The organism is Streptomyces sp. A2-16 (assembly GCF_018128905.1).
Taxonomy (GTDB): Bacteria; Actinomycetota; Actinomycetes; order Streptomycetales; family Streptomycetaceae; genus Streptomyces.
On the sequence record NZ_CP063808.1, the window covers coordinates 4,076,747 to 4,089,373 of the forward strand.

Below are 12,627 nucleotides of genomic sequence, written 5' to 3' on the forward strand. Positions count from 1 at the left end.
GAGAAAACCTCTTCTCGGCACGGGAGTTGACGAGCGACAGGAGAAGAGCGGCCTCCGCCGGGGAGTCCGGTGCCCGCCGTCCCGGTGTTCAGCCGCTTCCGTCTGATCGTCGTCCCGGGCCCAGCCGTCCCCACTGTCCCGTTCGTCTTCTCCCGCCCCATTGTGCGGAGCCAACTGCCCCCTTACTGTTCGACTTTGCCTGAGTCTGTTTGATGCTGATCGCTCAGGCGAGAGGGAGGCCGCAGTGCGGGGTAATCCGATCGATGCAGAGGCCGCGAGACCCGCTCGCCGCGGCTGGTGGAGGGCGGTCCTCGCGACGGCCGCGACCATCGCCCTGGCGGTGGGAATGACCGCGCCCGCCACGGCACGGGAGGCGGACGGGCCGGCATCCGCCGCCGCGCCCGCGCCCGCTGCCGCCGCGCAGGCGCACACCGTGAGTCTGGACGGGTACTCGTTCCTCGTCGACGGCAAACGGGCCTACCTCTGGTCCGGCGAGTTCCACTACTTCCGGCTCCCCAGCCCGGACCTGTGGCGCGACATCTTCCAGAAGATGAAGGCCGCCGGCTTCAACTCCACCTCCCTGTACTTCGACTGGGGATACCACTCGCCCAAGCCGGGCGTGTACGACTTCAGCGGGGTCCGTGACGTCGACAAGCTCCTCGACATGGCCGAGGAGGCCGGGCTGTACGTCATCGCCCGCCCCGCGCCCTACATCAACGCGGAGGTCGACAGCGGCGGCCTCCCCGGCTGGCTGACCACCAAGGCGGAGAACAACCGCAGCGACGACCCGCGCTTCCTGAAGTACGCGGACGAGTGGCTGAGCCGGATCGACCGGATCATCGCCCGGCACCAACTCACCAACGGCACCGGGTCGGTCATCGCCTACCAGGTCGAGAACGAGTACTACAACGGCTCCGCGGCCGCCCGCTCCTACATGCAGCACCTGGAGGACAAGGCCCGCGCCGACGGCATCACCGTGCCGCTGACCGGCAACAACAACGGCACCTTCAACTCCGGTGCGGGCGCCCTGGACGTCGACGGCCCCGACTCCTACCCGCAGGGCTTCGACTGCTCCAACCCCACGAAGTGGAACGGCGTCCCCGACATCAGCTACGACCACCCGGCCGGAAAGCCCCTGTACTCGCCCGAGTTCCAGGGCGGCGCCTTCGACCCCTGGGGCGGACCGGGCTACGACAAGTGCGCCCAGCTGATCAACGACCGGTTCGCCAACGTGTTCTACAAGCAGAACATCGCCGTCGGCGCGACCGCGCAGAGCTTCTACATGACCTACGGCGGCACCAACTGGGGCTGGCTGAGCATGCCCCAGAACTACACGTCGTACGACTACGGAGCCGCGATCCGCGAGACCCGGCAGCTCGATCCGAAGTACGACGAGGACAAGCTGATCGGGTACTTCACCCAGTCCGTCGCCCCGCTGACCAAGACCGACGCGATCAGGAGCACACCACCGGACGACTCCGCGGTCGTCGACACCGCCCGGATGAACCCGGACACCAGGACGCAGTTCCATGTGCTGCGGCACGGCAACTCCACGTCCACCGCGGTCGACAGGACGCACATCTCGCTGGACTTCAACGCCCAGCCGGCCGGGGACACCACCTACACCTGGGACGACCCCGACTCCGCGCTCCAGTACGCCGGTTCGTGGTCCCACGTGCACGACACGAGCTACACCGGCGGCGACTACAAGCACACCGAGTCGTTCTCCGACAAGGCCGGTGACTCGCTCACCGTGCCCTTCGACGGCACCGCGATCCGCTGGATCGGCTCGAAGACGAACAACCACGGCAACGCCGACGTCTACCTCGACGGCACCAAGGTGGCGACGGTCGACGACTCCGGCGCCGAGAACCAGGCGGTGGTCTTCCAGAAGACCGGCTTGGCGCCCGGTGCGCACACGCTGAAGATCGTGGTCGCCGGGAACCACGGCTCCGGGTCCACCGACAACTACGTGGCCATCGACGCGATCGACGTGCCCACCGGTACCGCCGCCGACGAGCCGACCTACCCGGTCGTGCCCCAGCAGCCCGGCACCGCGATCACCCTGGACGGACGCGACTCCCATGTGATCGTGGCCGACTACCGTCTCGGGGAAGCACAGTTGCAGTACTCCACCTCGGAGCTCATGACGGACGCGACCATCGGCGACCGGGACGTCGCCGTGCTCTACGGAGACGCGGACAGCGACGGCGAGACCGTCCTGCGCTACACCGCAAAGCCGACCGTGACCGCCACCGGCGGCCCGGTGACGACCACGTGGGACGCCGCCACCGGCGACCTGCGCCTGAACTACACCCACAAGGGGCTGATCCGCATCAGCGTCACCGGCGCAGGCCGGCGCCCGCTGCTGCTGCTCGTGGGCGACAAGGCCACGGCGAAGACCTTCTGGCGTCAGGACACCGCGGCAGGCCCGGTCCTGGTGCGCGGCACACACCTGCTGCGCACGGCGACCAGCCTCAACAGCGGCCGCACCGTGGCGCTGACCGGCGACAACGCCGACGACAGGAACATCGAGGTGTTCACCTCCGCGGCCCGCGTCACCTGGAACGGCCGCAAGGTGGAGACCCGGGCGACCGACACCCGGAGCCTCACCGGCAGGATCCCGACCGCCGCCGCGATCCACCTCCCGGCGCTGACGAACTGGAAGCACGCCGAGGAGTCACCGGAAGCGGCCCCCGGTTTCGACGACACCGGCTGGCAGGTCGCCGACAAGGCGACCACCAACAGCGTCTCCGGCGTCAACAAGCTGCCGGTGCTCTACGCGGACGACTACGGCTTCCACACCGGCAACACCTGGTACCGCGGACGCTTCCGCGCCACCGGCAAGGAGTCCGGCATCCACCTGGTCTCGGACTCCGGGGGAGGCGCACAGGCGTTCTCCGCCTGGCTCAACGGCACCTTCCTGGGCAGTTCCACCACCGGCAGCGCCGACTTCGCCTTCCCCGCCGGTTCGGTCAGGCCCAAGGGCGACAACGTCATCTCCGTGCTCACCGTGAACATGGGGCACGAGGAGGACTACAACTCGACCAACGGCAACAAGACCGCGCGCGGCCTGACCGGCGCCTCCCTCGTGGGAGCCCCGCTGACCTCCGTCACCTGGCGCCTCCAGGGCGTACGCGGAGGCGAGGACCTCCAGGACCCGGTGCGCGGACCGCTCGCGACGGGCGGCCTGTACGGGGAGCGGGCCGGCTGGTCCCTGCCCGGCTACCCGGACGGCAAGTGGAACCGGGTGTCCCTGCCGACGACCGACACCCGACCCGGGGTCTCCTGGTACCGCACCGATGCCACCCTGGACCTCCCGCACGGCCAGGACACCTCACTCGGCCTGACGTTCACCGACGACCCGGCCCGCAAGTACCGCGCCACGATCTTCGTGAACGGCTGGCAGGTCGGCAACTACGTCAACTACCTCGGCCCGCAGCACACCTTCCCCGTCCCCGACGGCATCCTCGACCCGAACGGCCGCAACAGCATCGCCATCGCCGTGTGGAACCTCGACGGCAGCACCGGCGGTCTCGGCAAGGTCTCGCTCACCAACTACGGCAGCTACGCCTCGTCCCTGCGCGTCGCGCAGAACGACAGCCCGCGCTACGACTCCCGGAAGTACGCGATGCCGAGGCCCCCGGGCACGGATGTCGCCCTGGACGTGCCCGACACGGCCCGGCCGGGAGAGGCCTTCACAGCCCGGACCACCGTGCGGGTACCGAAGGACGGGTCGTCCGCCTCCCGGCTGACGGCCTCGCTCGCCGCCCCCGACGGCTGGAGCGTGAGCGCCACGAGCTCCCTCTCGCTCAAGAGCCTGAAGCCCGGCGGATCGGCCACCTTCACCTGGAAGGTCCAGCCACCGACCGGGGAACTGCCCTCCGCCTCCGCACTCACCACCACCGTGCGCTACCTGCAGAACGGGCGGCAGGGCACCGGTGCCGACGAGCGCATCATCGGCGGGATACCACCGGCGCCACCGGCCGGGAAGAGCGCCGTGAGCGACCTGCCGTTCCTCTCCGCCACCAACGGCTGGGGTCCGGTGGAGCGCGACAGCAGCGTCGGCGAGCAGGCGGCCGGAGACGGCCGCCCGATCAGCATCGCCGGCGTGGGCTACGCCAAAGGGCTCGGCACCAACTCGGTCAGCGACATCCAGCTCTACCTCGCCGGAAACTGCTCGCGACTGACGGCACAGGTGGGTGTCGACGACGAGACCGGTGGCGCGGGAACGGTCACGTTCTCCGTGATCGCCGACGGCAGGACCCTGGTCACCACACCGACGATCAGCGGCCGACAGGCCGCCGTACCCGTCGACGTCGACGTCAGCGGCGCCAAGGTGGTCGACCTCAAGGTCGGCGACGGCGGTGACGGCAACGGCAACGACCACGGCGACTGGGCGGTACCGACGCTGACCTGCGGCTGACGGCCGTAGCGGCACAGTGAGTCGCTGACTGTGGTCCCCGTGTCTCGCGAGGCACGGGGACCACCCGTGTCGGCGATCGGAGCTCAGGCACGCAGACGCTCCTCACGTTGCCGGACCAGCTCCTCGACCGCGCTCGGCAGAGTCGTCTCGAAGTCGATCAGCTTCGCCCAGGTCGGGGTGACGACGATCCGGATCATGCCGTCGTGGTAGAGCGAGCGCACCTCCGCCTCCCACTCGACCCGTTGCTCGGGGGTCATCTCGTAGCTGCTGGTCGGCTGGAGGTACTCGTCCGGGATGCCGTCGACGTAGTCGAGCTCGGCCCGGCCCCGGATGAGCAGGATCCTGGGCGGGTGCACCTCGGTGTCGATCGTCAGGGCGACCGCCGGGTTCTCCCGCAGGGACGCGAGCTTCGGGGCGTTCTTCGTGGTGCACATGACGATCTCCGAGCCGTTCCAGACGAACGCGATCGGGACATTGCGGGGAGTGCCGTCCTTGGCGACGTAGGCCAGTCGGGTCACGTCCCGGGCCAGCAGCTCCCGGCTGATCGGCCGCTCGAGGACCTCGCTGATCTCGCTGGCGTCCATGGTGGGATCCTCCCGTCGTCGTCACGGCCCGCCCGGCGCATCGGTGTGAGCCACTTCTGAACCCGGGACGGAGCCGGCGCCGGATTCTCGACACGCGGGAGTCCATGGAGTTCTCGGAACGCGCTTCATGGGCCGTCCGGGCTCCAGCTGGGGCGGCGCCGGGGAGGTCCGGCGAGGATCAACTGTTCGATGCCGGCGTACCGTTCGCGGGCACGGCGGGCGCTGCGGCGGCCGCTCAGGAACGTGCCCAGCCAGCCGCACGCGAAGCCCACGGGCACGGAGACCAGGGCGGTCGTGGTGAACGGGAACCAGTTCAGGTCGGCCTCCGGGAAGGCCGATGTCGGTGACCCGGACACGAGCCGGGTGCCCGACATCAGGACCAGGACGGCGACCGAGCCGCCGATCAGGGTGGCGAGCAGGCCCGCCTTGCTGAAGCGCCGCCAGAACAGCGAGTAGACCAGTGCGGGCGCGATGGCGGAGGCGCCCACGCAGAAGGACAGGGTGGCCAGCGGCTGGAGGCTGCGGTGCTGGGCGAGGGCGGCCAGCAGCACCACCGGCACGCCGACGATCAGCGCGCAGAGCCGGGCCAGGGTCATCTCCCGCGGCGCGGGCATGGTGCTGTTCCGGGAGGCGGCGACGTCGTGCGCAAGGGAGTTGGCGCAGGCGAGCGTCATCCCGGCGACGGACGCCAGGAGGGTCAGGAAGATCGCCGTGGTGACGGAGCTGAACACCAGGCTCTCGGCGCGGGAGACGTCGGAGCCGAACACGGCGCGCGCACCGAGCAGATAGGCAGTGCTGCCGTGCGGGTCGGCGGCCGTGATCCGCTCGCGCCCGACCAGGGCCGTGGCGCCGAGGCCGATGACGGTGATCACCAGCATGAACAGGGCGACCGAGGACACCGCCCAGGACATCGTGCGCCGTACCTGGCGGGCGTTGCCGGCGGTGTACATCCGCATGGTGACGTGCGGCAGGCAGGCGCCGCCGAGCACGATGGCGACCTGCGTGCTGATCATGTCCAGTGCGGGGTGCGGCCCGTCCGCGAACTGCAGGCCGTACTGCAGGAACGCCTGGCCGGTCCCGCTGCGCTGCGCGGCGGTGTCGACCATCGTTCCCGGGTGCCAGCCGAAGGTGGCGAGGACGAGCACGGCGACCACGAGGCCGGACCCCAGGAGCATCACCGTCTTGATGATCTGGATCAGCGCGGTCCCCTTCATCCCGCCCAGGGCGGCATAACTGATCATCAGGATGCCGGCGCCGATGATGCAGCCGGTCTGCATGGCACCGTCGGAGAAGCCCAGGATGAAAGCCAACAGCTGCCCCACGCCCGCCAGTTGCACGATCATCATCGGGATCAGCGACAACAGGGTCACCGCACACGCGGTGATGCGTGCGGCCCGCCCGGGGACACGTCGGCTCAGCGCGTCACCCATGGTGAACCGGCCGGTGTTGTGCAGGGGTTCGGCGAGCAGGAACATCAGCAGGAGCAGCGACAGCAGCGTGCTCAGGGCCAGGACGACTCCGTCGTAGCCGCACAGCGCGATGACCCCGCCGATGGTGAGCACGGTCGCGGCGGAGATGTAGTCGCCGGCGACGGCAAGGCCGTTGCGCAGCGGGGAGAGTGTGCGGTAGCCGGTGTAGAACTCCTCCAGGTCGTCGCGGTCGGGGCCGGTCAGTACGCACAGCAGCAGCGTGAGCGTGACGACGCTGCAGAAGGCGACGAGGGACCAGGTCTGCGCGGAGCCGCCGAGGTCGGTCATGCCCGCGCTCGACCGTCGCCGTCGGCCGGGCGGGCGTACTGGCTGACCCTGCGGGCCAGCGGGTCGACGAACCGGCGCGCCGTGTACTCGAACAGCAGGACGGCCAGCCAGGTGACGGGGACCTGCGCGACGGCGAGCAGCAGGCCGGTGGGGAGCCCGCCGAGGGCCGGACGGGCCATGAAGGCGGGGGCTTCGACGGTCAGGGTGAGGAAGACGGCGAAGTAGCCGAGGGCGAGGAAGGTGGCCACGCGCCGCTGCCAGCGGCAGGCGCGGCGCAGGACCCGCAGGGCGCGGTGGTAGCTGGACCACGAACGCTGACGGGTCCCGCTGCCGCTCCGCGGTGCGGCCGGCGCGAGGGGCGTCGGCCGGTGCGCGGTGGGGGAGGGGACCCGTCCGTTGTGCCGGTGCGGCAGGGATAATTCCGAGCGGTCGTAGGACATCCCAAAACTCCTAGCGCAGGGGGCCCGGAGGTCACGGACCGCAAGAAGGTGGGGGAGGCGGAGGCGGTTCGGGTCACCGCACGGTATGCGGGTGTCCGGGCGGTGGATGGGTGTTCCGTTGAACTTTCCGACGGCAGCCCTGCGGGTGAACCGGCCGTGCCGGGTGCCCGTGGTGAGGGTGTGGCCGGAGTGCCGCAGGTGCCCTCCGTGAATCCATTTCCTCGGAATCGGTCGTCCGTACGTCGTACATCAGTCCCTGCCCGTGGTGGCCGCTCTGACGGAAGCGGACCGGTCGTCGGGATGAGGAGGGGTACGGCGGATACGGCAGTTCTGTGCCGTCCATTGAGGGGGTGGTACTGACGGCATATGCCTGGCGGATATCGCGCCGCCTGAGTGTGCCCCGGTGTGCGAGCCGGCGGCGGCGGGGTCGTCCTCTGTTGACGCAAAGGCCTCTGACCTGGGTGAACAGAACGTATTCCGCGCACAAAGATGCGTCATCTCGTCGTTGACCGACAGTTCGCGGCAGGGCCAGGGTGAGGGAGACATATCGGATTCCGATCGCCCGTTTTCGCTCACCGCAGTGAGCGCAGGAGGCCGTGATGCTGCAGACAGCCAGCCCTGAACCCTTCGCGGGGGCCGTGGCCGTGACCGCCGACCCGCCCGCTCCCGAGGTCGGCGCCCAACTGCTGTTCCAGAGCTGCCTGTGGTGCGGCACCGCGGCCTACCGACGTTCCTTCTGCCGCGCGTGCGGCTCCACCGCCTTCAAGCGACAGCGCAGCGCGGGTGCCGGGGCCCTTGTCCGCCGCATCGGGCAGCCCCCGCTCAACATCTGGTTCGTCGCGATGGACGAGGAGTTCACCCTGGTCTGCCGGCTCACCGGAGCGGAGCCGGCCGTGATCCGGGTCGGGGCGCGAGTGCGTGTCGTGGTGGCTCCTCGCGAGCAGGGACTTCCCCTCGTCGAACTCACCCGCCCGCCGGTGTCCTCGGAGCGCTGGTGGTGACAGGACACGGCACCGGTCATGTCACGGGAGCGAAGGCGGCACGACGAGAGAAGAGGGCACATGGACACCCAGGACAACGCCCCGGACGGACGGGTCGGCGAAGCCGACGGAACGGCACGCACCGCACTGCACGGACTGCGTGTCGCCGACTTCTCCCGGGTCCTCGCGGGCCCGTACGCCACCATGCTCCTCGCCGACCTCGGCGCGGACGTGGTGAAGGTGGAGCGACCGGGCATCGGGGACGAGACCCGGGCCTGGCACCCGCCCGCGGACCGGAACGGCACCTCGACCTACTTCCTGGGCGTCAACCGGAACAAGAGGTCCGTCGTCCTGGACCTCGCCACCGAGACCGGCCTCGAACAGGCCCGCTCCCTGATCGCCGCGTCGGACGTCCTGGTGGAGAACTTCCGCCCCGGCACGATGGAACGGCTGGGGCTCGGGCCACGCGAACTCCGGGCCCGGCACCCAGCGTTGATCTACTGCTCGATCAGCGGTTTCGGCAGCGGCGCGGGTGCCACGATCCCCGGCTACGACCTGCTCGTACAGGCCGTCGGCGGTCTGATGAGCGTGACCGGGACCGCGGACGGGGAACCGGTGAAGGCCGGCGTCGCCCTGGTCGACGTGATCACCGGGCTGCACGCCTCGCTCGGCATCCTCGCCGCCCTGCGGCACCGGGACGCCACCGGCGAAGGTCAGCTCGTGGAGGTGAACCTGCTCGGCTCGCTGCTGTCGGCCATGGTCAACCAGGCATCGGCCTACGCCGTCGCCGGGGTGGTTCCCGGCCGCATGGGCAACGCGCACCCAAGCATCGCCCCGTACGAGACCCTCCCGACCGCGGATCGGCCGATCGCCCTCGCGGTGGGCAACGACCGGCAGTTCACGGCACTCGCCGAGGTCGTCGGAGACCCCGGTCTCGCGCTCGACGACCGCTTCCGCACCAACGCCGACCGGGTCGCCCATCGCGTCGCACTGCGCGACACCCTGACCAAGCGCTTCCGCGCTGCGGGCGCCGACCACTGGACCACCGTCCTGCTGGCCGCCGGAGTGCCGGCCGGACCGGTCAACTCCCTCGACGACGCCTTCGCCTTCGCCCACAAGCTGGGTCTCCCGGGCATCGTCGACATCCCCGCCTCACCCGCCGACGGAGAAGACCCCGGGGCCCACCGCCAGGTCGCGCACCCCATCGGGCTGAGCGGCACGCCGGCGCAGTACCGCCTGCCCCCGCCCCGACTGGGCCAGCACACCGCACAGATCCTCGACGACCCGTCCGACCCCTCGATCTCCCGACACTGATCACAAGGAGCACCACATGAACGCCAAGCCGCTGAAGGACCCCCTCGAACTGTTCGACCTCGCCTCCGTCCTCACCGAGGAGGAACGCGAGATCCAGTCCACCGTGGCCAGGTTCCTCGCCGACCGGGTTAGCCCGCACATCGGTGAGTGGTTCGAGAACGCCCACTTCGCCCGCGAACTCGCTCCAGAACTTGGCAAGTTGGGGGTTCTCGGCATGCATCTCGACGGGTACGGCTGCGCAGGCACCAACGCCGTCAGCTACGGGCTTGCCTGCCTGGAGCTGGAAGCGGCGGACTCGGGCTTCCGCAGCTTTGTGTCCGTGCAAGGCTCGCTGTCGATGTTCTCCATCTGGAAGTGGGGCTCCGAGGAGCAGAAGCAGGAGTGGCTGCCACGGCTCGCCGCCGGCGAGGCGATCGGCTGTTTCGGCCTGACCGAGCCCGACTTCGGCAGCAACCCCTCCGGGATGCGTACCAAGGCGGTCCGCGAGGACGGCGACTGGATCCTGAACGGCTCCAAGATGTGGATCACCAACGGCGGTATCGCCGACGTGGCCACCGTGTGGGCGCAGACCGAGGACGGCATCCGCGGCTTCCTCGTGCCGCGCGGGACGCCCGGCTTCACCACCCAGGACATCAAGCAGAAGATGTCGCTGCGGGCGTCGATCACCTCGGAGTTGTACTTCGACAACGTACGGCTGCCCGACTCGGCCCGGCTGCCGCACGCGGAAGGCCTGCGCGGACCGCTCTCCTGCCTGAACGAGGCCCGCTTCGGCATCCTGTTCGGAGCGGTCGGCGCCGCCCGCGACTCGATCCAGGCGGCCATCGACTACGCCGACTCCCGGGTGCAGTTCGACAAGCCGATCAGTGCCTTCCAGCTCACGCAGAAGAAACTCGCCGACATGACCGTGTCCCTGGGCGGCGCCGCACTGCTCGCCGTACACCTGGGGCGCCTGAAGGACCAGCACCGCATCAGGCCCGAACAGATCAGCGTCGGCAAGCTCAACAACGTACGGGAGGCCCTCGCGATCGCCCGCGAGTGCCGCACCGTCCTCGGCGCCAACGGCATATCCCTGGAGTACTCGCCGCTGCGTCACGCCAACAACCTGGAGTCCGTCCTCACCTACGAAGGCACCAGCGAGATGCACACGCTGGTCGTCGGACAGGCGATCACCGGCCACCCGGCGTTCCGCTGACCCGCCCCGGCGGAAGGAAGACGACCGTGAACATCGTCGTACTCGTCAAGCAGGTCCCGGACACCGCGGCAGCCCGCACCCTGTCCGAGACCGACCACAGCCTCGATCGTGCGAACACCGACCTCGTCCTGGACGAGATCAACGAGCGTGCCGCGGAAGAAGCCCTGACGCTCAAGGAGACGACGGACGCAGAGGTCACCGTCGTGTCCATGGGACCCGACTCCGCGCTCGACGCCATCCGCAAGGTTCTGGCGATGGGCGCAGACCGTGGAATCCACATCCGCGACGACAGGCTCCAGGGCGCCGATGTGGTGAGCACCGCGAAGGTCCTGGCGGCCGCCGTACGGACCGTGGCGGACGTGGACCTGGTCCTCGCCGGCAACGCCACGACCGACGGACAGGCGAGCGCGGTCCCGGCCGTCGTCGCGGACCTGCTCGGTCTGCCGCAGCTGACCCACGTACGCGCACTCGCCCTGGACGCGGGGCGGGTGCGTGCCGAGCGCGAGACCGAGAGCGGTCAGGTGACGCTGGAGGCGCCGCTGCCCGCGCTGGTCAGCGTCACCGAGAAGATCAACGAGCCGCGCTATCCCTCCTTCAAGGGCATCATGGCCGCGAAGAAGAAGCCGGTGGTGACGATCGGCCTCGACGACCTGTTCCCCGACGCGGACGACACCGGGTTCCTGGTGACCCGTACGCGCGTGCTGGAGGCCGTCCCGCGTCCGGCGCGGGTCGCCGGGGTCCGCGTCACGGACGACGGCTCAGCCGGCCGGCAGCTCGCAGCGCACCTGATCGCCCGGAAACTCCTCTGAACCGCCCCGACCACCAAGGAGCAGGCACAGCCATGCCCGACGTCCTCGTCCTCGTCGACCACGACGGGGAACGCGTCCACAAGTCCACGTACGAACTCCTGGCCGCCGCCCGGCGGTTGGGCGATCCGGCGGCCGTGCTCGTGGGCACGCCCGGCACATCGGCCCGCCTCAAGGAGTCCCTCGCCCGACACGGCGCAACCGGCGTCCACGCGGCCGAATCCGCGGAGGCGGGCGAGTTCGTCGGCTCGCTCGCCGTCGACGCCCTGCTGCTCGCGGTCCGGACGGTCTCTCCCGCCGCCGTCCTGGTCTCCGCGACGACCGACGGCAAGGAGGTGGCCGGGCGTCTCGCCGCACGGCTGGACGCCGGGTTGTTGATCGACGCGGTCGACCTGGACTCCTCGGGGGCGGTCACTCAAGTCGTCTTCGGCGGGTCGTACACCGTGCGCTCCGAGGTCAGCCACGGGATACCCGTGATCGCCCTGCGGCCGGGTTCCTTCGAGCCGGAAGAACATCCCGTGGAGGCCGTGGAGCACGAGCTCGTCCTGCCGCCGATCGACCCGGCGGGATCCGCCCGCGTCATCGCCCGTCGCGCCACCCCTGCGGGTGACCGGCCCGAGCTCACCGAGGCGAGCGTCGTCGTCTCCGGCGGACGCGGCGTCGGAGGGGCGGACGGCTTCGAGGTGGTGGAGGAACTGGCCGACGCCCTGGGCGGTGCGGTGGGCGCGTCCCGGGCCGCGGTCGACGCCGGCTACTACCCGCACCAGTACCAGGTGGGGCAGACCGGCAAGACGGTGTCTCCCCAGCTGTACATCGCCCTGGGCATCTCCGGGGCCATTCAGCACCTCGCCGGGATGCAGACGTCCAGGACCATCGTGGCGGTCAACAAGGACCCCGACGCACCCGTATTCGCCGTGGCCGACTACGGCGTGGTGGGCGACCTGTTCTCGGTGGCTCCCCAGCTCACGCGAGAAGTCGCTGCCCGCCGAGGGGTCGCCTGACCTGTCCGGGGGACAACGCCGACGGCGTCAGCACGATTCCGGTGCTGCGGGCGACCGCGAACGCCTCGGACCGGTGGTGGACCGCGACTGGCCGCCCGATGGCTGCCTGGACGAGTACGTCGGTGGT

Annotated in this window: 9 protein-coding genes; 6 read left to right on the forward strand and 3 right to left on the reverse strand. The window is 70.1% G+C overall.

Annotation, left to right across the window (positions count from 1 at the left end):
• Nucleotides 1–244: 244 nt before the first annotated feature.
• Nucleotides 245–4,426, forward strand: coding sequence for a beta-galactosidase (locus IOD14_RS18345; protein ID WP_212670794.1), 4,182 nt, complete (start codon nt 245–247; stop codon nt 4,424–4,426).
• A gap of 83 nt (nt 4,427–4,509) precedes the next feature.
• On the opposite strand, the gene IOD14_RS18350 is transcribed toward IOD14_RS18345, so the two are convergent.
• From IOD14_RS18350 to IOD14_RS18360, 3 genes are all read right to left on the reverse strand, one after another.
• Nucleotides 4,510–5,010 (reverse strand): pyridoxamine 5'-phosphate oxidase family protein, encoded by a 501-nt coding sequence (locus tag IOD14_RS18350; RefSeq protein ID WP_212670795.1) that lies wholly within the window; start codon nt 5,008–5,010, stop codon nt 4,510–4,512.
• A 125-nt stretch (nt 5,011–5,135) separates the two neighbouring features.
• The gene (locus IOD14_RS18355; protein WP_212670796.1) at nt 5,136–6,767 is read right to left on the reverse strand and encodes a cation acetate symporter; all 1,632 of its coding nucleotides are present in this window, start codon (nt 6,765–6,767) and stop codon (nt 5,136–5,138) included.
• Complete coding sequence (locus IOD14_RS18360) at nt 6,764–7,207, reverse strand: DUF485 domain-containing protein (protein WP_212670797.1); 444 nt, start codon at nt 7,205–7,207, stop codon at nt 6,764–6,766. The genes IOD14_RS18355 and IOD14_RS18360 overlap by 4 nt, the downstream gene beginning before the upstream one ends.
• A 599-nt stretch (nt 7,208–7,806) precedes the next feature.
• Here IOD14_RS18360 and IOD14_RS18365 point away from each other — a divergent pair.
• From IOD14_RS18365 to IOD14_RS18385, 5 genes are read left to right on the forward strand one after another with little or no spacing between them, the layout of a single operon-like run.
• Nucleotides 7,807–8,208, forward strand: a complete 402-nt coding sequence (locus IOD14_RS18365) for an OB-fold domain-containing protein (RefSeq protein WP_212670798.1) — start codon at nt 7,807–7,809, stop codon at nt 8,206–8,208.
• Between the two features lie 60 nt (nt 8,209–8,268).
• On the forward strand, nt 8,269–9,501 hold the full coding sequence (locus IOD14_RS18370; RefSeq protein WP_123993402.1) for a CoA transferase: 1,233 nt from the start codon (nt 8,269–8,271) through the stop codon (nt 9,499–9,501).
• Between the two features lie 16 nt (nt 9,502–9,517).
• Entirely contained in the window at nt 9,518–10,693 is a 1,176-nt protein-coding gene (locus IOD14_RS18375) for an acyl-CoA dehydrogenase family protein (RefSeq protein WP_123993401.1), read from the forward strand.
• A 26-nt stretch (nt 10,694–10,719) separates the two neighbouring features.
• On the forward strand, nt 10,720–11,502 hold the full coding sequence (locus tag IOD14_RS18380) for an electron transfer flavoprotein subunit beta/FixA family protein (protein WP_123993400.1): 783 nt from the start codon (nt 10,720–10,722) through the stop codon (nt 11,500–11,502).
• A 32-nt stretch (nt 11,503–11,534) separates the two neighbouring features.
• Nucleotides 11,535–12,500, forward strand: coding sequence for an electron transfer flavoprotein subunit alpha/FixB family protein (locus tag IOD14_RS18385; RefSeq protein WP_123993399.1), 966 nt, complete (start codon nt 11,535–11,537; stop codon nt 12,498–12,500).
• The last annotated feature ends 127 nt before the right edge of the window (nt 12,501–12,627 follow it).

Coding starts and splice junctions, on each gene's coding strand:
- IOD14_RS18350 (WP_212670795.1), bottom strand. CDS start 5,010: ATGGACGCCAGCGAGATCAGCGAGGTCCTCGAGCGGCCGATCAGCCGG.
- IOD14_RS18355 (WP_212670796.1), bottom strand. CDS start 6,767: ATGACCGACCTCGGCGGCTCCGCGCAGACCTGGTCCCTCGTCGCCTTC.
- IOD14_RS18360 (WP_212670797.1), bottom strand. CDS start 7,207: ATGTCCTACGACCGCTCGGAATTATCCCTGCCGCACCGGCACAACGGA.
- IOD14_RS18365 (WP_212670798.1), top strand. CDS start 7,807: ATGCTGCAGACAGCCAGCCCTGAACCCTTCGCGGGGGCCGTGGCCGTG.
- IOD14_RS18370 (WP_123993402.1), top strand. CDS start 8,269: ATGGACACCCAGGACAACGCCCCGGACGGACGGGTCGGCGAAGCCGAC.
- IOD14_RS18375 (WP_123993401.1), top strand. CDS start 9,518: ATGAACGCCAAGCCGCTGAAGGACCCCCTCGAACTGTTCGACCTCGCC.
- IOD14_RS18385 (WP_123993399.1), top strand. CDS start 11,535: ATGCCCGACGTCCTCGTCCTCGTCGACCACGACGGGGAACGCGTCCAC.